The sequence below is a fragment of the Nostoc sp. NMS2 genome (assembly GCF_017115105.1).
Lineage (GTDB): Bacteria > Cyanobacteriota > Cyanobacteriia > Cyanobacteriales > Nostocaceae > Nostoc.
Genome location: NZ_JABXKH010000054.1, coordinates 1 through 21,668, shown reverse-complemented (window position 1 = coordinate 21,668; position 21,668 = coordinate 1). Strand labels below are relative to the sequence as shown.

General features: G+C 42.3%; 22 protein-coding genes. 9 read left to right on the top strand and 13 right to left on the bottom strand.

What is annotated here, in order from left to right; genetic code table 11:
* Positions 1-17: 17 nt before the first annotated feature.
* From HWQ36_RS10090 to trmD, 4 genes are all read right to left on the bottom strand, one after another.
* Positions 18-476, bottom strand: coding sequence for a hypothetical protein (locus HWQ36_RS10090; protein WP_292701436.1), 459 nt, complete (start codon positions 474-476; stop codon positions 18-20).
* 149 nt (positions 477-625) lie between these two features.
* Positions 626-1,138, bottom strand: a complete 513-nt coding sequence (locus tag HWQ36_RS10085) for a hypothetical protein (RefSeq protein WP_292701433.1) — start codon at positions 1,136-1,138, stop codon at positions 626-628.
* A gap of 54 nt (positions 1,139-1,192) precedes the next feature.
* A complete protein-coding gene (ispF, locus tag HWQ36_RS10080) occupies positions 1,193-1,678 on the bottom strand; it encodes a 2-C-methyl-D-erythritol 2,4-cyclodiphosphate synthase (RefSeq protein ID WP_292701430.1) in 486 nt (161 codons plus the stop codon).
* Positions 1,679-1,842: 164 nt separating this feature from the next.
* Entirely contained in the window at positions 1,843-2,532 is a 690-nt protein-coding gene (gene trmD, locus HWQ36_RS10075; RefSeq protein WP_292701428.1) for a tRNA (guanosine(37)-N1)-methyltransferase TrmD, read from the bottom strand.
* 538 nt (positions 2,533-3,070) lie between these two features.
* Here trmD and HWQ36_RS10070 point away from each other — a divergent pair.
* Both HWQ36_RS10070 and cphA read left to right on the top strand, forming a co-directional pair.
* Complete coding sequence (locus HWQ36_RS10070; RefSeq protein ID WP_012412065.1) at positions 3,071-3,934, top strand: cyanophycinase; 864 nt, start codon at positions 3,071-3,073, stop codon at positions 3,932-3,934.
* Positions 3,935-4,359: 425 nt separating this feature from the next.
* On the top strand, positions 4,360-7,065 hold the full coding sequence (gene cphA, locus HWQ36_RS10065; RefSeq protein ID WP_292701547.1) for a cyanophycin synthetase: 2,706 nt from the start codon (positions 4,360-4,362) through the stop codon (positions 7,063-7,065).
* Positions 7,066-7,129: 64 nt separating this feature from the next.
* Here cphA and tatA read toward each other — a convergent pair whose 3' ends face one another.
* The 4 genes from tatA to HWQ36_RS10045 all read right to left on the bottom strand — a co-directional run bounded on the left by tatA (position 7,130) and on the right by HWQ36_RS10045 (position 11,868).
* Complete coding sequence (gene tatA, locus HWQ36_RS10060; protein WP_292701545.1) at positions 7,130-7,303, bottom strand: twin-arginine translocase TatA/TatE family subunit; 174 nt, start codon at positions 7,301-7,303, stop codon at positions 7,130-7,132.
* Between the two features lie 169 nt (positions 7,304-7,472).
* Complete coding sequence (locus tag HWQ36_RS10055; RefSeq protein WP_292701419.1) at positions 7,473-8,948, bottom strand: restriction endonuclease; 1,476 nt, start codon at positions 8,946-8,948, stop codon at positions 7,473-7,475.
* A gap of 43 nt (positions 8,949-8,991) precedes the next feature.
* Entirely contained in the window at positions 8,992-10,074 is a 1,083-nt protein-coding gene (locus HWQ36_RS10050) for a site-specific DNA-methyltransferase (protein ID WP_292701416.1), read from the bottom strand.
* 390 nt (positions 10,075-10,464) lie between these two features.
* Positions 10,465-11,868 carry a serine/threonine-protein kinase gene (locus HWQ36_RS10045; RefSeq protein WP_292701415.1) on the bottom strand — a complete coding sequence of 468 codons (1,404 nt, stop codon included), beginning with the start codon at positions 11,866-11,868 and terminating at the stop codon, positions 10,465-10,467.
* A 95-nt stretch (positions 11,869-11,963) separates the two neighbouring features.
* Between HWQ36_RS10045 and cbiT the strand changes: the two genes are divergently transcribed.
* Entirely contained in the window at positions 11,964-12,566 is a 603-nt protein-coding gene (gene cbiT / locus HWQ36_RS10040) for a precorrin-6Y C5,15-methyltransferase subunit CbiT (RefSeq protein WP_292701412.1), read from the top strand.
* 173 nt (positions 12,567-12,739) lie between these two features.
* On the top strand, positions 12,740-13,621 hold the full coding sequence (locus HWQ36_RS10035; RefSeq protein WP_292701409.1) for a phosphatidate cytidylyltransferase: 882 nt from the start codon (positions 12,740-12,742) through the stop codon (positions 13,619-13,621).
* Between the two features lie 288 nt (positions 13,622-13,909).
* Here HWQ36_RS10035 and HWQ36_RS10030 read toward each other — a convergent pair whose 3' ends face one another.
* Complete coding sequence (locus HWQ36_RS10030; protein ID WP_292701406.1) at positions 13,910-14,626, bottom strand: DUF2993 domain-containing protein; 717 nt, start codon at positions 14,624-14,626, stop codon at positions 13,910-13,912.
* Positions 14,627-14,759: 133 nt separating this feature from the next.
* Between HWQ36_RS10030 and HWQ36_RS10025 the strand changes: the two genes are divergently transcribed.
* Complete coding sequence (locus HWQ36_RS10025) at positions 14,760-15,515, top strand: pseudouridine synthase (protein WP_292701404.1); 756 nt, start codon at positions 14,760-14,762, stop codon at positions 15,513-15,515.
* Positions 15,516-15,547: 32 nt separating this feature from the next.
* Positions 15,548-16,360 carry a RodZ family helix-turn-helix domain-containing protein gene (locus HWQ36_RS10020; RefSeq protein WP_292701401.1) on the top strand — a complete coding sequence of 271 codons (813 nt, stop codon included), beginning with the start codon at positions 15,548-15,550 and terminating at the stop codon, positions 16,358-16,360.
* A gap of 105 nt (positions 16,361-16,465) precedes the next feature.
* Here HWQ36_RS10020 and malQ read toward each other — a convergent pair whose 3' ends face one another.
* Both malQ and HWQ36_RS10010 read right to left on the bottom strand, forming a co-directional pair.
* Positions 16,466-17,974, bottom strand: coding sequence for a 4-alpha-glucanotransferase (malQ, locus tag HWQ36_RS10015; RefSeq protein ID WP_292701398.1), 1,509 nt, complete (start codon positions 17,972-17,974; stop codon positions 16,466-16,468).
* Between the two features lie 2 nt (positions 17,975-17,976).
* Entirely contained in the window at positions 17,977-18,102 is a 126-nt protein-coding gene (locus HWQ36_RS10010; RefSeq protein WP_292701395.1) for a hypothetical protein, read from the bottom strand.
* A 113-nt stretch (positions 18,103-18,215) separates the two neighbouring features.
* On the opposite strand from HWQ36_RS10010, the gene HWQ36_RS10005 reads away from it, so the two are divergent.
* Positions 18,216-18,647: an NUDIX hydrolase gene (locus HWQ36_RS10005; RefSeq protein ID WP_292701392.1), complete on the top strand. Its 432-nt coding sequence runs from the start codon at positions 18,216-18,218 to the stop codon at positions 18,645-18,647.
* A 108-nt stretch (positions 18,648-18,755) separates the two neighbouring features.
* Positions 18,756-20,126, top strand: coding sequence for a Rid family detoxifying hydrolase (locus HWQ36_RS10000; protein ID WP_292701390.1), 1,371 nt, complete (start codon positions 18,756-18,758; stop codon positions 20,124-20,126).
* Between the two features lie 71 nt (positions 20,127-20,197).
* Here HWQ36_RS10000 and tumE read toward each other — a convergent pair whose 3' ends face one another.
* Entirely contained in the window at positions 20,198-20,581 is a 384-nt protein-coding gene (tumE, locus tag HWQ36_RS09995) for a toxin TumE (protein WP_292701387.1), read from the bottom strand.
* The gene (gene tumA, locus HWQ36_RS09990) at positions 20,571-20,801 is read right to left on the bottom strand and encodes an antitoxin TumA (RefSeq protein ID WP_292701384.1); all 231 of its coding nucleotides are present in this window, start codon (positions 20,799-20,801) and stop codon (positions 20,571-20,573) included. The genes tumE and tumA overlap by 11 nt, the downstream gene beginning before the upstream one ends.
* A 166-nt stretch (positions 20,802-20,967) precedes the next feature.
* On the opposite strand from tumA, the gene HWQ36_RS09985 reads away from it, so the two are divergent.
* A complete protein-coding gene (locus HWQ36_RS09985; RefSeq protein WP_292701381.1) occupies positions 20,968-21,441 on the top strand; it encodes a hypothetical protein in 474 nt (157 codons plus the stop codon).
* Positions 21,442-21,668: the final 227 nt, after the last annotated feature.

The following is a 21,668-nucleotide window of genomic DNA, read 5'->3' as shown; positions in this document are numbered from 1 at the left end:
TACGCAAATAAATGTAATTAATTTGATTGAGATTGTAGCCAGCCAAGGAAGTTTTGAGTTTGATTAAAATACTGAATGCCACTATTTCGTAAAATCTCTATAACTTCACGCCTGCCAAATTCTTTAGAATTGCTACTTAAAAATGATTTATTTTCATTAATATGCAAGCCAGCATGATAAATTATACACTCCAATATTATTCTATCTATAATATGCTTATCAAAAATTTCTCTATTTAACGTTTCTTGAAAAATATCCGTACTTAATGTAATCATTTCTGATTTGCTGATAAGCTGATTAAAAGCTACATCAAAACGTTCTTTAACTTCGTTATTTCGTTCAAGAAAGCTAGTTCTTGATTGCTCTAGGCGAAAAAGCAGTAATCGTGCATTATCTGAATTATCTCGCTCTGCTTGATTAATTTGTATATCTAACTTGCCGAGGAAATCTAGATTATATTTTTCTTCTTGTTCCAATGTTGTTAATGATTCTACAAAACAAATACTTGGTACTACATACGTAAAGAAGAGGGTGTATTTTGCAGTAATTCTTGTGCTTGTGAATCTTGCCCTTTAGCAATACTCATCAAGAAATTAGTTTCAACGTAAATTATCACTGCTAATCATTAATAAAGTTGAGTTGTTCCGTCTTCTAGTAGTTGAAACAAACCAATTTCTGTCATTTCCTTTGTGAAAGGTGGTAATGCAGATTTCCAATGATAGGCCAAGTCACGTAGCCAAGCTTCTGTAAGACCTTTAAGGTAAAGACTAAATATTCTTTTGTCGCGGAATTTTGGCTCGTAATGACTCAGCACATCAGCAGTATTAAGACTGATAATCGGCTCTGATAAATTCTTGCCATCCCATTTAAAAATCAGAATGTTATTTACATCAATAAGCATGGCAAAGGGAATCACTATCTTTGTAGCTTGTAAGTAATCAATCAGCCGTAAAATAGCATATTTTTTGGCTTTTGGATCTTGGAAATTGAATGGTAAACCTTTGACTTCAGCTATGAGAATAATTTGTTCCTCTTTGTCTAAAGCAACTAGATCGGGAAAGTCTATATCTTCTATGTTTGTAGCTTGTAAGGCTCTAAGTTCCCACCAAGTTAAGGTTTGTTGGTTGCTATAAATCATTAATCTCAATCCTTGTGAGTCTTCGATATTTTTACCGATGTTTCCAAAGAAAAGTTACTCTGAAGCCACTAGCAAAACGACAGCATAAGCACATATACCTTCTTCGCGGCCAACGGGGCCTAATTTTTCGTTGGTGGTAGCTTTGATCCCAATTTGATTTGGTTCTAATTCTAAAATCGCCGCTAGTTTATCGCGCATATTATGAATATGCGGTTTTAATTTTGGACGTTCTGCTACTACCACCGAGTCAATATTTCCCACTTCCCACCCTTGATCCCGAATCAGTTGATGTACTTGAGTTAATAGTACTAAACTATCTGCTCCCGCCCATTTGCGATCGCTAGGCGGAAAATAATGACCAATATCCCCCAAAGATAATGCCCCAAGCATGGCATCCATAATTGCGTGCGTTAACACATCAGCATCACTGTGCCCTAATAAACCCAATTCATGAGGAATTTTAATTCCACCTAAAATCAAAGCGCGATCGCTCACCAGTTGATGGATATCGTAGCCGTTACCAATACGAATTTTTGTCATTTGTCATTTGTCATTTGTCATTGGGCATTGGGAATTGGGCATTGGGAATTGGGCATTGGGCATTGGGCATTGGGCATGGGTTATTTATTCTCCTTGTCCACTTGTCTCCCTCATCTCCCTCATCCCCCTCATCTCCCTCATCCCCCTCATCCCCCTCATCCCCCTCACTCCCCCATCTCCCATTTCTCCAAAAGATCGGGGCGACGATCGCGGGTTTTTTCAATTTGCTGTTCGTAACGCCATTGGGCGATCGCTGCATGATTCCCACTGAGCAAGACATCAGGTACTTTCAAACCGCGAAAATTGGCAGGACGAGTATATTGAGGATAGTCCAATAACCCCTCCTCAAAACTTTCTGCGGTGAGGGACTCGGTTTTGGCCACGGTTCCTGGTATTAGTCGCACTACACCATTAATCAAAGCCATTGCTGGAATTTCTCCGCCAGTCAGAATAAAATCGCCTAGAGATACTTCCCGCGTTACCAAATGCAGCACCCGCTCATCGACTCCTTCGTAATGCCCGCAAATAACCACTAATTGGTCATAATTTGTCACCAATTCTTTCAAAAGAGGTTGATTAATTGTTTGACCCTGTGGACTCATCAAAATTATTTCTCTTCGCGGTAGAATCGGCAGCGACTCCACGGCGGTAAAAATTGGTTCTGGCTTCATTAGCATCCCAACGCCGCCGCCGTAGGGTTCATCATCCACCTTTCGGTGCTTATCAGTGGTAAAGTCCCGTGGATTAACGAGATGCACTTCGGCAATCTGTTTGGCTAAGGCTTTACCCAGTAATCCAGAATTGAGAACAGAGTTAAAACAGTCAGGAAAAAGTGTAACTATATCAAAGCGCACAGTTATTCGTATTCAAGGACACTAATCTTAAATTTGGATGTCTAGCAAACATCGCCAAGCCAAGGTCGAGTCAAACTCCAGTTAAACTTTATCAATAGTATCTAAAACTACCAGACCTCTTGGATTTTAGATGGGATCAAAAGTTTTTCTAATTACTTAATTTATGTTTAAATGTTGTCACAACTACATTTAAATTAATAATCATATCAAGTTAACAACTTCCAGGATGCATCGAGCCAGCCTCAGAAAAAAGCGTAGTCTTACCTGCTCGTCCCCAGCCCCAGAGTGGGAATCTAGCCCCCTAAAGACTATTTTGCCCTGCTGCAAGTGGACAGGTGAAAAACAAGGCCCTGGCTTTGAGGAATGGGAACAAACACGTTTAGACTGAGGCAACGCGAGCGTTAAGCGAGAATTCAGAGAGTAGCTGCCCAGTTCCAAAACTTCCCAAAAGTTTCCTCTCTAAAGTTGCAAAGCGCAAAAATCATCAGCCAACTGATCCTTGTTAAATTCACCTGAAGTTGTTGACAGGAGAAACAAAATGCCGCAATTACAAGCTAAATCGCTAGAAATGAGGACACCCCAAGCAACTAAAACCGCCGTTCTGGTTATCGGAGGCGCAGAAGACAAAGTTCATGGGCGCGAAATCCTACGAACTTTTTTTGGACGTGCCGGTGCTAGTAAGGCTTATATTACAATTATTCCATCTGCCTCTCGCGAACCTGCCATCATCGGTGGTCGGTACATTCGCATTTTTGAAGAAATGGGTGCCCAAAAGGTAGAGATTTTAGACATCCGCGAACGCGAACAGTGTGAAGCCTCTCAAATCAAAGCATCCTTAGAAGCCTGTAGTGGGGTATTTTTGACAGGAGGAGATCAGCTGCGTCTCTGTGGCGTATTGGCAGATACGCCAGCAATGGAAATTATTCGGCAGAGGGTAAGGGCGGGGCAGCTGACGTTAGCAGGAACCAGTGCAGGAGCGGCAGTGATGGGGCATCACATGATTGCTGGCGGCGGGAGTGGAGAGTCGCCAAATCGTTCCTTAGTCGATATGGCAACAGGTTTAGGATTTATTCCTGAAGTCATCGTTGACCAACATTTTCACAACCGGAATCGGATGGGGCGGCTAATTAGTGCGATCGCTGCTCACCCCGATCGCTTAGGTATTGGCATTGACGAAGATACTTGTGCTGTGTTTGAACGTGATGGTTGGTTACAAGTTATGGGTAAAGGCAGTGTTACTATTGTTGATCCCACTGAGGCCACCCACACCAACGAACCCCATGTTGGTGCTAATGAACCATTAACTGTGCATAATTTACGTCTCCATATCCTCAGCTACGGCGATCGCTTCCACCTGTACCAGCGCACTGTATTGCCTGCTGTACACAGGATCTCCAGCTGACGGGATAGAGTATCTGAGGTTACACTGAGTTGACCACAAATTTTAGATTTTGGATTTTGCGAAAAGTTGTAGGGAGGGTTTCCCGACCTAACAAACTTTTCAAGACGGATTTTAGAAAAAGAAGAGCTTTTCGGCAGATGCCGCCAGAAAGTGGGTAAAACAAATCTAAAAACCCCTCGATGACTCGTTGACGCTACGCTATCGTAAATCTAAAAATTACCAGAGCTAAGTACCCTAATTGTCTCTTTTAATCCAAAATCATAAATCTAAAATCCAAAATCGGTTGACCGCACATTTATTTCTTGTTGTAGAAAAATGATGAGAATACTATGTAAAAAGAAAAAACTGTTTGCAACGAACAGTTTAGCGGTCAATTACAGTAAGAAACTAGAATTTTGGTTCCGAATCTCCATCTACCTATTCCCATGAGAATCCTCAAGATCCAGACCTTACGCGGCCCAAACTATTGGAGCATTCGACGCCACAAGCTGATCGTCATGCGCCTCGATTTAGAAACCCTTGCCGAGTCGCCCTCGAATGAAATCCCAGGCTTTTATGAAGGACTAGTTGAGGCGCTGCCGAGTCTGGAGGGTCATTATTGTTCGCCTGGCTGTCGTGGTGGTTTTCTGATGCGAGTCAAAGAAGGCACGATGATCGGCCATATCGTAGAACACGTAGCCTTAGAACTCCAGGAATTAGCTGGTATGCATGTCGGCTTTGGTCGCACCCGCGAAACTGCCACACCCGGAATTTATCAAGTAGTAATTGAGTACCAGAATGAAGAAGCGGGACGCTACGCTGGACGAGCCGCAGTGCGGCTATGCCAGAGTATCGTCGATCGCGGCCGTTATCCCAAGGCAGAACTAGAGCAAGATATCCAAGACCTGAAAGACTTCACCCGTGATGCTTCCTTGGGTCCTTCCACTGAAGCGATCATCAAAGAAGCAGAAAAAAGAGGTATTCCCTGGATGTCTCTAGAAGCCCGCTTTTTGATTCAGCTAGGCTATGGCGTGAACCAGAAGCGGATGCAGGCCACAATGACCGACAACACCAGCATTCTGGGCGTAGAACTAGCTTGCGATAAAGAAGCCACTAAACGCATCCTCGCGGCAGCAGGTGCGCCAGTACCCAGAGGTACAGTAATCAACTTCTTGGACGATTTGGAACAAGCTATTGAATACGTTGGCGGCTATCCCATCGTCCTCAAGCCTCTGGATGGCAATCATGGACGTGGGATCACTATTGACATCAGAACTTGGGAAGAAGCAGAAGCCGGCTACGAAGCTGCTAGGCAGGTTTCTCGGTCAATTATTGTCGAAAGATATTATGTTGGGCGTGACCATAGAGTATTGGTGGTAAATGGCAAAGTAGTCGCAGTTGCTGAACGTGTCCCAGCTCACGTTATTGGCAATGGCAGATCCACCATCTCCGAACTGATTGAGGAAACAAACCTCGATCCAAATCGCGGTGAAGGACATGATAACGTCCTGACCAAGATTGAACTAGACCGCACCAGCTATCAACTCTTAGAAAGACAAGGCTATACCCTAAATAGCGTTCCACCCAAGGGTACTATTTGTTATCTCAGGGCAACAGCCAACTTAAGTACAGGTGGTAGCGCCGTAGACCGTACCGATGAAATTCACCCAGAAAATCTGTGGTTGGCACAACGGGTAGTCAAGATTATCGGTTTGGATATCGCCGGACTCGATATCGTCACCACGGATATTAGCCGTCCCCTACGGGAAGTAGATGGCGTGATTGTTGAAGTTAACGCCGCTCCCGGCTTTCGGATGCACGTTGCCCCAAGCGTGGGTATTCCCCGCAACGTCGCCGGTGCAGTGATGGATATGCTGTTTCCCAACGAGCAATCTAGCCAAATTCCTATCCTCAGTGTTACTGGTACTAATGGCAAAACCACTACTACCCGACTACTAGCACATATTTATAAACAGACTGGTAAAGTAGTTGGATATACTACAACCGATGGAACATATATCGGTGATTACTTAGTGGAAGCTGGCGACAATACAGGCCCCCAAAGTGCCCACGTCATTCTCCAAGATCCCACTGTAGAAGTAGCGGTACTAGAAACGGCTCGCGGTGGCATTCTCCGCTCTGGATTGGGTTTTGAAGCTGCAAATGTGGGAGTGGTATTAAATGTAGCCGCCGACCATTTAGGAATAGGCGATATAGAGACTATTGAGCAGTTAGCTAACCTCAAGAGTGTAGTAGCGGAAGCCGTATTCCCCGATGGCTACGCGGTACTTAACGCCGACGATCGCCGCGTCGCTGCCATGTCAGAAAAAACTAAGGCTAATATTGCTTACTTCACCATGAATCCCGACTCGGAATTGGTGCGAAAGCACATCCAAAAGGGTGGAGTAGCGGCAGTTTATGAAAGTGGCTATTTGTCAATTGTTAAAGGTGATTGGACACATCGGATAGAAAGAGCAGAAAATATACCTTTAACAATGGGCGGACGTGCGCCGTTTATGATTGCCAACGCTTTAGCTGCTAGTTTGGCAGCATTCGTGCAAAACGTCACAATTGAGCAGATTCGCTCTGGTTTGAAGACTTTCCGGGCTTCAGTTAGTCAAACGCCGGGACGAATGAATTTATTTAATTTAGGCAACTACCACGCTTTAGTAGATTATGCCCACAATGCAGCTAGTTATGAAGCTGTAGGTTCCTTTGTACGGAACTGGACTACAGGACAACGGATTGGCGTAATTGGTGGCCCGGGCGATCGCCGCGACGAAGATTTTGTGACTTTGGGCAAATTAGCAGCACAAATTTTTGATTACATCATCATCAAAGAAGACGATGATACACGGGGACGTTTACGAGGTTCAGCCGCCCAATTGATTATTCAAGGCATCACCCAAGTGAAGCCTGATAGCCGCTATGAATCAATTTTGGATGAAACCCAAGCCATCAATAAAGGCTTAGATATGGCTCCCGATAACAGCCTGGTGGTGATTTTACCTGAAAGCGTCACTAGGGCTATTAAGTTAATTAAGCTGCGTGGTTTAGCCAAAGAAGAGACACATCAACAAAATACTGGCACAACTGCCATTGAATCTCAAAATGGAATCGCACCTTCTTCTGTGGTGAATACACTTTTGTAGTCAAAAGTCAAGAGCCTCAAGTTCAGCATTTAAAACTTTTTCACCTTTGACCCTTGACTCTTGACTATTGTTTTTTTTCTTCTGGATTAGTTTCATCACTGGGGGTTTTCATCTCCTCCTTAAAACCTCGTAGGGTTTTGCCTAGTGCAGTCCCCAATTCGGGAATTTTTTTAGGGCCAAAAATTAGAATAGCGACTATGGTAATTACAGCGATTTCTGGCCATCCTAGTCCAAACATATAAATTTCCTCTAATGCATCTGTAATTAAATATAGACATTGATGGCTCAAATCTGATGATTTCGCCACTGATCAGCGCTCGATCCTCTTGTAGAAACAGGGTATAAACAAAATAAATACTGCACACAATTTTTACATATAGCAATACTGGTATCGCCAAATAAATATATCAACTGTTATCATTTATTTCATCTTCGATAGCTTCAGCCATCAAATCTTCTTCCTGTTCAATTTCATTTAACTCTTGGTCAGAGACATCGAGTTCTTTCTTCGCAAATACTCGCCTAGCCTTTCTGTCGAAAATTTCAACAATATTGGTCTTATCTCTTTTAATTGCTTCAATATCATCTTTTTGTAACAAAATCATATAATAGCGGGATACTTCCATCATTCTGTAAGCATATTGATAAGCATCCCTTGTAAACTCACCAGTGGTTACAACCATTACTACGTCTGCCCCTGTAACAAATGTCAGTCCGATTTCTTTGGCTAAAACATCAATGTCAACCTTATTTGTGTTTTTGCATTGAATCTGCCACCGACTATAAACAAACCTATCTGAAGCTGCCAGAACATCTACTTCCCCTTTGCCATTTTCTCTACTGCGCCATTTTGTAAAACGCAGACTGGTTAGGCGTATCATCCAGACTGCCAGAAGCTCTAACGCTTTGCCTTTAATATGTTTATCTGGATGATTTAATTCATTTACAACATCATCAAAGGTGCGGTTGAGTTCAATTTCCGAAAGCCTTGTTTCATTGGCAATGGATTTTAGAAGGGGTGCTAATAGTTCAGACTGGGCTTTGCTGGTTAATTTGACTTTATTCGGTTTAGCTCCTCTGCCACCTGTGGTTTTTTCTGTTTCTATTAAACCAAGAGTTGCAAGAGGTTCAATAACATCTTTGACTAAATTTTTAGTTGTGAGTCTTAATTTATAAATACTTCTGGTATGTTGGGCAACTTTATTAGCTGGTATAAGTTCTTTAACATCAAGATTCAGCAGACTCAGAAGAAAATGTTTTTGTCCAGGAGTCAGGGTATAAATCTCGTCGATAAAATCTTTATTGATTCCTAAAATTTCCGAAACAACATCCCAGTTTATTTCATATTCCCGTTCAAAAACACCTGCCAAGGATAACCAACTTCTCATGGTACTTGTGTAAATGGCGTTGGGCGATATGGCATATCCCCTTTCTTGCAATTCATAAGCTATCGACTCTAATTGTGGTTCTTCTCCTCTGGAATTAATTGCGTCGATAGCTTTTAATAAAGCCATGCCTGACAGATTATTTAATATGTGATCTGCAAACCGTCGATTTACAGAATAAGTATTGTTGGACTTTGATAAAATTTCCTCAACAAGAGGAGTAATTTTATATTGGCGTGGCTGTTCCAAATCCCCAATCAGCTGATAGGCTCTGAGTGATAAGAAACAATTCATTGCCAATTTGCTGATATTTTCTGAAGCTAGCCTGGATGAAGACCGTTTAGAATGTTGAGAAAAATAACGTTGGGCAATATTGGCTTCCAGTGTGTCTCTACTTGGTTGGCACTCTTTACATAATTCCAGAATTTCAACTAAAGAGAATTTTGCTGGCTCAAACTGATGTCCATAAGTAAACCTTTTTAATTTATTAGACTCCATTCTGCACTTTCCTTAAAACATCTGATTAGTTGTAGCGATTTCTTTAAAACAGTCCTAACTGTACTGACTTGTTTTTATCAACATTTTCTGTTGTTATTGGTGGTAAATCTGCTGGAGGTTCAACAACCAAAGGAGCATTTGCTTCAAATCTCAGTTTTGAGCTTCTGATGTAGTTTTCATCAATCTCAAAAGCTAACCAGCGCCTTTGTAAAGTTTCTGCAACTCGACCTGTCATATTAGAACCAGCAAAAGGTTCTAAAACAATATCACCTGGTTCTGTACAAAGGTTGATAACAAACTCTGGTAAAGCTTGAGGGAATCTTGCCGGGTGTGGCTTAAAACCTTCTTGTTTGCAACGCCTTTGGTAATAATCGTTGGAAGCAGTATTCGAGGCAGAAATCACATTTACAGGCTGGACTAAATCTTCAAATAAAGTTTCTTGTATAAGAGTCTGTTGCCCTATTTCTTCTTTGTCTGTACTACAACGTCCATCAATAATATTCGGGGGGATAGCTCCTCCTCTGTCCTTACCAAATTTATCAGAAATATCATGACCTGATGGTCTAACTTTGGCTTTATACCCATTCTTTAGAAGGTTTTTCATCGCATCACTATAAGGCTTTAAAACCCTTCTATTATTAGCTTTAGGATGCGGTTCTTTTGATAGCCACCAAATTGTATTTACCGAATCTTTAACTCTCTCCCTGCGAACTGTTACCCATTCAGCAGGGGTGGGTAGTTTTGCTGGATTATACCAATACAATTCTTGTGCCAGATAAAATCCCAGTCCACCTTTTTCTTTTGCTTTGCACAAAGCAACAACCAGTTCAAAATGATAAAGAGAACGAACTGGCATTCCTTTAATCCAACTGCCACCTATATCAATAACCAGTGAGCCTGTTGGTTTAAGAATACGGTAAAAGTGGGCCGCATAATCTTTAAACCATTCAACATATTCATCAGCATCAACGTTTCCGTATTCTTTTTTCCGAACCAGTGCAAATGGTGGAGAAGTGCAAATTAGGTCGATACTTTCGTCGGGAATACGTGTCATTAAATCTAGGCTGTTTCCTAAATAAGCAGCACCAAATTTTGTTTCGTAGTAAGGGTTACAATCAAGTCTCATCTAAACTTTGTTAGTACAACTGTACGGTCTATGAAGACAGTATCATCCATAAAAGCATAAGTTTTCCAATTGTTAGCTATTTTTTGCGATCAATTTGCTGGATGAATAGGGCAATGTGCCAAGTTTCTGCCACGGTAAGTACATAAATCTCATCTAAGTTGAGAACCATAGTTTTCGCCCTCACCCTAAATCCCTCTCCCATATCTGGGAGAGGGACTTTGAAAGTCTAGCTCCCCTTCTCCCATATCTGGGAGAAGGGGTTGGGGGATGAGGGCAAATCCTTTTCATCAGAGAATAACTACAGGTTTCAAGATAGACGTCGTTTAGTTACTACATTGAGTTTGATTGAGACAAAAGTGGACACCTTGAACAAAGCGATCGCTAGCTCAACTAATTTCCCATTGGATTGGTGATTGGTAAACCCAACCAATCACTTAATTCATGAGCTAACCATTCAAGTTCTACTTCAGATTTAATACCGACATCGTTTCCACCAAGCTGATATTTTTGTACTCCTGAGCAAATATATAATTGTGCTGGAACGCCAACTCTAGTGCCATCAGAATTTTTAGTAAAATGTTTGGGAATGTAAACTAACTTATTAATACTTTGTCTTGACGATGCACGAGGGCGATAAAATTTCCAACTAAACAACTTCCAGGTTAGGGAAATTTGTTCTGCATTTAGGCGTAAGCTGATGTGTCCAAATAAATGAAAGATAAATTTATACACCATCATAAAGCCAGCACCCCAAAAAGGAAGTGAAAACAAAGCAAAGGGAATGTTGACAGGAAAAGGTGCTGAGAGTGCGCCAATTGTCCAAAATAAGATAAATGAATTCCAGACGATCGCAAATAAACCTGTGAAGACTATTGACGGATCAAAACCAGATGGTGGAACGATAATTTCTAGAGAATCCCCATTTTTGGTTAGTTGAATCTTACTCCCATCTGGTTTGCTCATAACCAAAGTAGGCAAGTTTGTCGTTTGTGGTTTGTCTAAAGCTGCAATCGCAGCAGCAGCAGAATTAAAACGCCTTGCTAAACTGGGTTCAGTCATTTGCTGCAACCAGCGAGTCAATTCAAAACTTAGATTAGCCACTTGTTCAAACTGAATCCGAAAATCCTTTTGGGGTAAATCGGCTGGATGAGTACCCGTCACTAAATAAATTAACGTTGCACCTAAGCTATAAAGATCAGAAGCTGGAACCGTGCGTCCGCCAAATTGCTCCTGTGGCATATACCCATAACTTCCCACCACAGTCATAGTTCCACCTTCTGTAGCGAGGACAGTTTGCACTGAACCAAAATCTACCAGGTAAACTTGACCAACACTGTTACCTGAACGCTCTCCCAATAAAATATTGCTAGGCTTAATATCACGATGGATAACAGGCGGATATAAACCATGTAGGTAAATGAGAATTTCTAAAAGTGCTTTGGCTATCTGTTTGACTTCAGCTTCGGTAAAAGTCCGCCCAGATTGGCAGTATTGCTCTAAAGTTTGGGCTGGGATATAACTTTGTACTAGGGCAAATCCTTTGATGGTGGGTGAATTTACCTCAAAATAGTCTAAATAGCGAGGTATTAAGGGATGTGACAAAGATTTTAGAGTTTCGGCTTCTCGCTCAAACAGCTTGAGTGAATCCCATTCAAAGTCACCACCAAAAGAGAGTAACTTAATAACAACTAATTCCTGAGTGTTAAAATCACGAGCTACAAGCGTCCGCCGCCCTGCTTTTTTGCCTAATAGCTGCTTAACTTGGTAGCGATCGCTTAATATTTCACCAATCATTATGGTTTCTTATAATGCTACGTTTGAAAAGTTTTTATAGCTTATGACTTTTCAATTTCGGCAAATCCATATCTTTAGTATAATTGCGTAATTCTATGCCCTCCCAACTTTGGCCTTATATTACCCCTGGTATTCCTGATGAATTGTTCGAGCATTTGCCAGGAATTCCCTTGAGTCAGCGAGAAGTCCGGCTACTGTTAATTGCCCAACTGCGACTAACATCAGATTCTGTGTTGTGGGATATTGGCGCAGGGACAGGTACAATTCCCGTAGAAGTGGGGCTATTGTGTCCAAAAGGTCAAATTATCGCTATAGAAAGGGATGAAGAAGTAGCTAACCTGATCAAGCGCAACTGCGATCGCTTTGAGGTGAAAAACGTCGAAGTTATTGAAGGTAGCGCCCCAGAGTGTTTACATAACCTCAAGGTTGCTCCTCACCGCGTTTGTATTGAGGGAGGAAGACCTATCCAGGATATTCTGCAAGCAGCATGGCATTATTTGCCACCATCGGGTCGGGTTGTAGCTACAGCTGCTAATCTAGAAAGTCTGTATGCTATTTCTCAGAGCTTTTCTCTGTTAAGAGCTAGAAATATCGAAGTAGTGCAGTCTGCTGTTAACCGCTTAGAGACGCGCGGCTTTTCTCAAACCTTTACCGCCGTTGATCCCATTTTTATCCTCAGTGGTGAGAAACTAGACTAAATCCAAAAGATTTTAGATTTTAGACTTCGACTACGCTCAGTCGAACGATTTTAGATTTTAGATTAGGGATTTAGGTCACAGGTCATAAGAAACCAAGCCACAATTACTAATCCCTAATCTCGAATACCTAATCTCTAATCCAAAATCCAAAATCCAAAATCCAAAATACTTCTATGCCTTGGTCTCGGATTATTAGTGGAATTGTTGCGATCGCTCTTGCTCTTTCTGTTACCCTTTTGGGGGGCTGGTATTTTACCATCATGTTTGCGGTTGTCATCTTTTTGGGTCAACAGGAATATTTTAATTTGGTGCGAGCCAGAGGCATCGCTCCTGCCGCTAAAACCACTATGGCTGTCAGCCTAGTTTTGCTAGTAATTTGTACCATTGATGGTAGTTTAGCTGACGCTGTGATGCCCTTAGCTGGCACACTTATCTGTTTTTACCTGTTATTTCAGCCCAAATTTGCCACGATCGCTGATGTTTCTGCTTCTATCATGGGGCTATTTTACGTAGGTTATTTGCCTAGTTACTGGGTGCGATTACGAGCAATTGATAGTGCCGTTTTTAGCAATCTCCCTTTAGGAGGTTACTGGCCTACAACCTGGACAGACTTCTGGGAAAAAGCAAGTTCTGCTTCTTTACCACAAGGTTTTACAGCCACAATGCTGACTTTTTTGTGTATTTGGGCAGCCGATATTGGCGCTTACACCATTGGCAAATTCTTTGGGAAAACCCGTCTATCTGAGATTAGCCCGAAAAAAACTGTAGAAGGTGCTGTCTTTGGCATTACTTCAAGTGTTGCCGTAGCTATAGCAGGAGCCTATTATCTCCACTTGCCAAGATCCCTGTTTACTGGTTTAGCATTGGGTTTGCTGATTGGCATTGCTAGTCTTTTAGGGGATCTTACCGAGTCTATGCTGAAGCGGGATGCTGGAGTTAAAGATTCTGGACAATTAATTCCCGGTCACGGTGGTATTTTAGACCGTACTGATAGTTATATTTTCACCGCACCTTTGGTTTATTATTTTGTGACACTACTGTTGCCGCTACTATAAAGCTTTTGGGTTGAGTTCAATACACAACCTTTATAGGCAGGGGAGCAGGGGGACTCGGGGCCCCCTCTGGGGATAGGGGGAAGAGGGGGCGGGGGGAAAGATAGTGGAATTACCCCTGCCGGACTCAATACTACTATTTCTAAGATACAAGGTTGGGTTTCGTTCCTCAAACGAACCTACCCTGGAGTGGTTTTTTAAGCAAAACCTACGCAGTATTTCTGCCGGACTGGATTTCAGAGCAAATAAATTTATTTATGCCCAGAAGTAAAAATATTTAATTTTTCACGATCAAGGATTAACGTTAATCTGCCCTCGACACACCAGCTTACCTGGGATCAACGTTAGTTCTTGGATATCGACATCTGAGCCAAGATCCAGATTGTACTCATGATTGTCGTCTAATATATTTCCCTGGTTGGGCTTGATTTTTATTTGTGCCAGTTGTAACTCATGCCCACTGAGTAACTTTAAACCGCCCAGACAAATCTCTAGAGGCGTTGTTTCAGTATTGGTTACTCTCAAACCTCGCAGTATAATTTGATTGTTATCAAGGATAATTTCTTGCCAGTTTATTGGTTGTGAATTTGGGAAATGTGTTGGTAAAACCTTAACCAGCAAATCGCTCAAAGCAGTCGATAATAGGTCAGATGAGAGAGAAGCATTTAGATCCTTCTCGTCTACGATCAAATCGCCGACCACTGGTACTGTTTCTAACAATCGTAAGGGCTTTCCCTTAAGTACGGAACCAATGTTTATCTGAATATTTTCTGCCGTTAATTGAATTTGTGTAATTAGGAGACCTTGATATACTGCATGAGTAGCAAAAATAGATACAAAGGGGATACGCCCAGAGAGAAGTTGGCGATCGCTGGCTTTAATCTCTACTTCTAATTCTGATATTTGGCTCACTTGCGCTCTTAACCAGAGCTTTAGGGCTTTGGTGAGTACCTGCGTAATTATACGGATTTTATTTGCATTTGTCGTTTGGGAATTTTGCTCTGGCATCTAAGCAATCTGTTTATGAGTATTTGCTCAACAACTGGACAAAAATTAAACAAGTCTTAAATGTAACATTTATGCCTACTCGCTACAAAATGCAAATATCATTTAATTGTTAACAGTAAATCAGCAATTCCAGATGGAGGAACGGTTACAAAAAATTCTTGCTCAATGGGGCATCGCCTCACGTCGTGAAGCTGAAGAAATGATTAGGCACTCACGGGTGCAAATCAATGGGGTATTGGCACATTTGGGTCAAAAAGTTGATCCCCAAAAAGATGCGATCGCAATCGATGGTAAACCTGTATCCGAAAAGCAGCGTCCGGCTTTAATATATCTATTGCTGCATAAACCTGCGGGAGTAGTTTCGACTTGCTACGATCCTCACCGAAGAACAACAGTCCTGGATCTATTACCGAAAGAATTGCGGGAGGGTTCAGGGATTCACCCAGTTGGGCGTTTAGACGCAGATTCTACAGGAGCCTTAATCCTCACAAATGACGGAAATCTGACATTTGGACTAACCCATCCCCGCCATAGCATTTCCAAGACATATCATGTTTTGGTCAGAGGACATCCCCCAGAAGCAGTACTGCAAATGTGGCGTGAGGGTGTGGTGTTAGAGGGTAGAAAAACTAGGACTGCTGAGGTACACCTAATAGAACATCGTGCCGAACAAAGCTTTTTAGAAATAGTGTTGCAGGAGGGAAGAAACCGCCAAATTCGCCGGATAGCTCAACAGTTAGGATACCCAGTAATCAAGCTGCATCGAACTGCTATCGGCCCAATTCAATTACAAACTCCAAAAGAACCCTTATTGTCAGAGGGTAAATATCGTTCCCTTAGCGATCGTGAAATTCGCTTTTTGCAAGATCAGATAACGCAACCTAATTAGTGATTCAGTGGAGTTAAGGAGTGTCAGTAGGCATGAAATGGCTAAGAAAGAAGAATAATCACCAGCCATCAATTTCATTAGAGCAACAACGAACCGAAAAGTTGGCAGAATTGGGCGCTCAACTTTGGGCTTTGCGTCAAGAACAAGGACTATCTCTAGAGCAAGTGGTTGTATTAACCAGAATTCCCCAACGATTATTGCAGGCGATCGAAGAAGGTAATTTAAACGAACTCCCAGAACCAGTCTATATTCAGGGTTTGATCAGGCAATTTGCCGATGCTCTAGGCTTGAATGGAGTAGAATTTTCTGCCACCTTTCCGATCAGTTCTGCCCAATTAAACCCTCAAGGCATGGGGAATACTTCACGCATTAATCAACTACGTCCGATTCATCTTTACTTTCTTTACATATTGCTAATTGTATGCTCTGTAAATGGCTTATCTCAGTTATTAAATAACGCAGTACTACAAGCAAGTAATAGCCAAAACCAACTATACCCAAAACAAAAATCCATTGTTAATCCAGAGCCAACCCAACCAAAAGATTCCCTAAAAGTTCAACCTGCCAGTAATCCCCATGACGGCGGACAACAGGGACAGGTTGTCCAAATTGGTGTCACTTTGAAAGCGTCATCCTGGATTCGCGTAATAGCCGATGGCAAAACCGAGTTTGAGGGTATTCTTCCAGAGGGAACTCACCGGATTTGGAAAGCTCAAGAGCAACTGACAGTGAAAACTGATAATGCTGGTGGTGTGTTAATGAGCGTCAATCAAGAGAAAGCCAAGGAAATGGGAGAGCCAGGGAAAGAGGAAGAAGTTAGAATTGCTGCCAAGCCTAAGTTTTGAGATGAGGGAGATCAGGAAGATGAGGGGAGAAGGAGACAAGGAGGACAAAGAGGCATTTACGCCTTCCTCTCCCTTGTCTCCCCCATCCTCCTCATCTCCCCACTCTCAATGGTCTTGCGGGGCGCGTCCATTCAGTCTGGTAAGAACTTTTAAGCGATCGCCTAATTCTTCTCTCAACGCTCCTGCTTGATAGCGCCACTCCCAGTTACCCTCAGCAATACTGGGAAAATTCATCCGCGCTTCGTTTCCTAATCCCAAGATATCTTGCAAGGGAATAATCGCTTGGTTAGCTATAGAACTCAAAGCTAGTCGAATTAAATCCCAGTGGACACCTTCAGGACTAATACAACCTAAATAAAGCCATAAGTTTTGTTTTTCGTTGTCGTTAGCTGAATTGAACCAGCCTACAGTTGTGTCATTATCGTGAGTGCCAGTATAAACTACAGCATTTCGCGGGTAATTGAATGGTAAGAATGGATTACCGGGATCAGAACCAAAGGCAAACTGTAAAACCTTCATCCCCGGAAATTCATACTTATCTCGTAGCGCTTCTACTTCTGGTGTAATTACTCCTAAATCTTCCGCTAAGACGGGTAGCTTGCCTAATTTGTGTCTAATCGCTTCAAAAAAAGCGTCTCCAGGCGCTTCTACCCATTGGCCATTCATGGCAGTTTCTTCGCCTTTGGGTACTGACCAATAAGCCTCGAAGCCCCGGAAGTGGTCAATGCGAATTATATCTACATAATCCAGCATTGCCTCAAAGCGTTGCACCCACCATTTAAAATCTTGTTTTTGTAATTCTTCCCAGTTATAAACCGGGTTGCCCCACAATTGACCGGTGGCGCTAAAGTAATCTGGTGGGACTCCCGCCATTTGAGCAGCAACTCCTGTCTCTTCGTCTAAGCAAAAGATGTCGGGATGGGCCCACACGTCAGCACTATCATGAGATACGTAAATGGGGATATCGCCGATAATGTCAATACCGCGCATGTTGGCGTAGCTTTTCAGGTCAGACCACTGCCGGAAAAACTCAAATTGGACGAACTTGTAATAAAAAATATCTCCGTTGAGCCGATCCTCTACTTGAGCTAATGCTTCTGGTTCACGCTTGACAAATTTTGCTTCCCATGTATGCCAGCTTGCACCATTGTGGGCATCTTTCAGAGCCATAAATAAGGCGTAATTATCTAGCCAGTAGGCTTTGCTGTCGCAAAAACCTTCAAACTCTTTCTGCTGGATAGGCGTAGCATTGACTCTAAAGTTTTCACAGGCTTTTTTTAGTAGCCCAATCTTAATCGGTACAACTTGGTCGAAGTCTACCTTTTCTACCGGAAATCCTGGTAGATTAGCAAAGTCTTCTTCAGATAGCAAACCCTCATCTTGCAGTTTTTCTGGACTAATCAGCAGGGGATTTCCCGCCATTGCCGAGTAGCACATATACGGTGAATTACCGTATCCAGTGGGGCCCAGGGGTAAAACTTGCCAATATTGTTGATGACTCTCTTTGAGAAAATCAATAAAGCGATAGGCTTCTAAGCCTAAATCTCCAACGCCAAATCGACTGGGAAAAGATGTAGGATGCAGCAAAATACCACTGGATCTAGGAAAAGGCATAACTAACCTGAATTATGAGAGAGAGCAATTGTTTGATGCACATACGCGATCGCCCAAGGGGCAGTGGCAAAGCCAATCGCATCGAATTTATCACGGAACAGTATTTGCAGGGTAAAGTCATTTGTCATTTGTCATTTGTCATTTGTTCTTGGTTAATACCCAATGCCTGATGCCCACCTAGTTAATCCAAAATCGTTCGACTGAGCGTAGCCGAAGTCCAAAATCTAAAATCTAAAATTCCATGCCTTACCGAAATCCTGCACCGACAGTTGATATCATCATTGAACTAGTAGATCGACCTCATCGGCCAATAGTGTTAATTGAAAGACATAATCTTCCTTTAGGTTGGGCTATTCCTGGTGGGTTTGTAGATTATGGGGAAGCGGTGGAAGTGGCGGCCCGGCGAGAAGCTGAAGAAGAAACGGGTTTGCAGGTGGAGTTGGTTGAACAATTACTGGTGTATTCTGACCCCAATCGCGATTTGCGTCAGCATACGATTAGTATCGTGTTTTTGGCGACAGCTACGGGAGAACCAAAGGCTGGGGATGATGCCAAGGGTGTAGGCATTTTTGAGTATTGGTGTGTGCCTGGTAATTTATGTTTTGACCACGATCGCATTTTGCGCGATTATTGGCGATATCGGCATTATGGGATACGTCCGAGGTTGGGGTAAGAGGGACGAACCGCCAAGGCGCAGAGGGCGCAAAGGGAAGAGGGGAGGAATACCTGTGACACAAAGTTTTTGTGATTATACTGTGTCAGTGGTATTTAAAGGTGCATTATGGACGCTGAGTCGTTGTTGGAGAAATACGGCGAAGGACAAATCCAATTTCACAACGAAAATCTTAGAGGAGTAGACCTCAAATATGCAAATCTGAGTGGAATAGACCTAAAAGGTGCAGATTTGACGGGAGCAGATTTAAACGATGCCAACCTGAGTAACGCTTCTCTTCAAAGTACTAACCTCACTAGGGCATCTTTGACAGGTGCAAATTTGAGTAGTTTAGTGAAAAGTTCTAGTTTAAATTTGAGTTGGGCAGACCTAAGTAGTGCTGACTTGAGTAAAGCAACCCTGGATAACGCTAACTTTAGTAACGCCAACCTAGATAACGCCAACTTGAGTGGAGCAAACTTGAGGGGCGCTAATTTCAGTAACGCCAACCTGGATAATGCCAACTTGAGTGGAGCAAACTTGAGTAGCGCTAATTTCAGTAACGCCAACCTAGATAATGCCAATTTGAGTGACGCTACACTCGACTGTGCAAACTTAACCGAAGCATCCTTGAATGAGGCAAAAGTTGTTAGAGCTAACCTTAGTACTGCTAATTTAACTGGGGCTAAATTGTTTAAAGCTGATTTGAGTCAAGCAAACCTAACTCGTGTGATACTCAAAGACACTAACTTGCAGGGAGCCAAGATTCGGGGTGTTAATTTATCTGAAAAGGATTTATCAGGGATGAATCTGGCTGAAGCTGATCTAGGTGCAGCAAATCTCATAGGCGTAAATTTCAGAAAAGCCTGCCTCAAAGGGATAAATTTAGAGAAAGCAGAACTGCAAAAAGTAGATTTGATCAACGCGAATCTGAACGAGGCAAACCTGAAGAAGGTAGATTTAACTGGCGCAAATATCTACGGTGTCAACTTTAAAAATGCTGACCTGACTGGTGCGATAATGCCAGATGGAGAGGTTTACAAACCGATCGCAGCTGAAGCGGAAATCGGTAAACAGGAAACATCGTTAGAGAAAGTAATATCTATGACCCGTAAAGTAATTAATACTGATAACGCACCCGCACCAGTCGGCCCTTATAATCAAGCGATCGCAGCTTCAGGTCAATTTGTATTCGTCGCTGGACAAATTGCCATCGATCCCCGCCTTGGTGATGTCGTCTACACTGATGATGTCAAAAAGCAAACTGAGCAGGTATTAGCTAATCTTGAAGCCATCCTGACAGCCGCCGGAGCGACTTTTCAAGATGTGGTAAAGACTACTGTATTTTTAGCTGATATGAATGATTTCGCGGCGGTGAATGCCGTTTATGCTAAATATTTCCCGGAAAATACAGCCCCAGCGCGGGCTTGTGTGCAGGTATCGCGCTTACCTAAAGATGTATTGGTAGAAATTGATGCGATCGCTGTAATTAGCGGTTAAAAGAAACGCATCAAGGAGCAAAATTTTAACGGTTACATTTGATGGTTCTTTGCGATACAAATTCCATGTTCCTACTCTAAAAACTCCATCACTTCTTGTAGCACATCGGCTATGTGTGGCTTTTCGCAATCAATTACGTTGTCGAAAAGATGTTTATGGTGCGGGAAGCTAGGCAAGTTGGGAAAGTGTGGTGTACTGTCATAACGGAAAATCAGACTATTTTGCTCATCTTGAAAGTGATAGCGGTAATCGATATATGTAATCTGATTATCTACAATAACAAAGGCTTCACTGACTGCCAGTAAATATTTGAGAGCGAAACGTATCCTAATGCGGAGATTTGCTCTCTCTGTCGTTAAAATTACTGCACTATATTCCTCAACGTATGTGTTAGAGCAATTGAGTAAAAGTTGCTCAATTTCATCTAAATAGGCTTGGATAAGTTTACGCGACATCTCTGAGTTTGCTCTTTATATCTTGGTGTAGAGCTAGATAATGTTGGTAGTTTGCTGCCCATTCGACAAACACTTCATCGTCAGAAGTTTCGCCTTGGCTATATTTAGCAAAAAAATCTTCTGAATTCATTTGGTACTTTATTTCATAAGTATTTAACTGTTTGGTAAGGGCAATCAGCGCATCTAGTGGAGATGTATATTCAATAATTTGTTTACGCATTTATTTCTGCATTCAGTTTCATTAGTTTATCCTAAGCGTCTTCTTCTAAACTCCCGTCTCTTTTTTGCAAATCTAGATAAAATTCTATTAATTACCTTTCAACAAACGCGATCGCTTCTCCAACTTTGGGAATACTGAAATTAAGTACCCTAGAGGAGTATTAAAAATGGCAGAAAATCGTATCAGTGCCAGCCTATCCCCAGCCGATAAAGAAGCAGTCATGCAGGCGATCGCTACAATTAGAGAAAAGTTACCGTTTTTAATTGATTTGACCCCTGAAGACCGGCGAACAATGCTGAAGATGGGAGATAAAAGTCGGGCTTTTGTAAGCAAAGCCTTAGAAGTGGCGACACAAAACCCTAACTTTTTGCCCCGTTCTTTTGATTTAGAAGAGATGCGCCGAGATTTGGCGCTGTTTGAGACGTTGTATCCAGTGCTTTTGTCTCTAACGCAACTGCAAGAATTGGTGGATGATACCTGTATAGCCTCTGCTAGCGAAGCCTATGCAGCAGCATTAGCAGTTTATAGCTATGCCAAAGCTAGCGGTGATGTCACAGGTTTAGATGCAGTAATTGATGAGATGGGACGCAGGTTTAACCGCCGTTCTAAGAAAAAGCAACCCGAAGTCCCAGTTAGCTAAACCTTGAAATAAGCAATTATACCAGTTGTCTATTTAGTAAAATACACGTCATTTGTAGGGGCATAACAATGTTATGTCCTTTTCGCGTTTTGTATCCAAAGATTTTTAAACCCGCGCAGGCGGGTTTTGTCTGTGTAGCCGCGACTTCTAGTCGCCAGGGCATTTTTGAGCTTCAAAAGGTCAACGTCGAGCCTCAAAAGGTCAACGTCGAGCCTCAAAAGGTCAAC

Coding starts and splice junctions, on each gene's coding strand:
- ispF (WP_292701430.1), bottom strand. CDS start 1,678: ATGACAAAAATTCGTATTGGTAACGGCTACGATATCCATCAACTGGTG.
- cphA (WP_292701547.1), top strand. CDS start 4,360: ATGAGAATCCTCAAGATCCAGACCTTACGCGGCCCAAACTATTGGAGC.
- HWQ36_RS10030 (WP_292701406.1), bottom strand. CDS start 14,626: ATGCCAGAGCAAAATTCCCAAACGACAAATGCAAATAAAATCCGTATA.
- HWQ36_RS10020 (WP_292701401.1), top strand. CDS start 15,548: ATGAAATGGCTAAGAAAGAAGAATAATCACCAGCCATCAATTTCATTA.
- HWQ36_RS10045 (WP_292701415.1), bottom strand. CDS start 11,868: ATGATTGGTGAAATATTAAGCGATCGCTACCAAGTTAAGCAGCTATTA.
- HWQ36_RS09985 (WP_292701381.1), top strand. CDS start 20,968: ATGGCAGAAAATCGTATCAGTGCCAGCCTATCCCCAGCCGATAAAGAA.
- HWQ36_RS10010 (WP_292701395.1), bottom strand. CDS start 18,102: ATGACAAATGACTTTACCCTGCAAATACTGTTCCGTGATAAATTCGAT.
- HWQ36_RS10050 (WP_292701416.1), bottom strand. CDS start 10,074: ATGAGACTTGATTGTAACCCTTACTACGAAACAAAATTTGGTGCTGCT.
- HWQ36_RS10035 (WP_292701409.1), top strand. CDS start 12,740: ATGCCTTGGTCTCGGATTATTAGTGGAATTGTTGCGATCGCTCTTGCT.
- malQ (WP_292701398.1), bottom strand. CDS start 17,974: ATGCCTTTTCCTAGATCCAGTGGTATTTTGCTGCATCCTACATCTTTT.
- HWQ36_RS10025 (WP_292701404.1), top strand. CDS start 14,760: ATGGAGGAACGGTTACAAAAAATTCTTGCTCAATGGGGCATCGCCTCA.
- cbiT (WP_292701412.1), top strand. CDS start 11,964: ATGCCCTCCCAACTTTGGCCTTATATTACCCCTGGTATTCCTGATGAA.
- HWQ36_RS10005 (WP_292701392.1), top strand. CDS start 18,216: ATGCCTTACCGAAATCCTGCACCGACAGTTGATATCATCATTGAACTA.
- HWQ36_RS10085 (WP_292701433.1), bottom strand. CDS start 1,138: ATGATTTATAGCAACCAACAAACCTTAACTTGGTGGGAACTTAGAGCC.
- HWQ36_RS10055 (WP_292701419.1), bottom strand. CDS start 8,948: ATGGAGTCTAATAAATTAAAAAGGTTTACTTATGGACATCAGTTTGAG.
- tumE (WP_292701387.1), bottom strand. CDS start 20,581: ATGTCGCGTAAACTTATCCAAGCCTATTTAGATGAAATTGAGCAACTT.
- HWQ36_RS10000 (WP_292701390.1), top strand. CDS start 18,756: ATGGACGCTGAGTCGTTGTTGGAGAAATACGGCGAAGGACAAATCCAA.
- HWQ36_RS10070 (WP_012412065.1), top strand. CDS start 3,071: ATGCCGCAATTACAAGCTAAATCGCTAGAAATGAGGACACCCCAAGCA.
- tatA (WP_292701545.1), bottom strand. CDS start 7,303: ATGTTTGGACTAGGATGGCCAGAAATCGCTGTAATTACCATAGTCGCT.
- tumA (WP_292701384.1), bottom strand. CDS start 20,801: ATGCGTAAACAAATTATTGAATATACATCTCCACTAGATGCGCTGATT.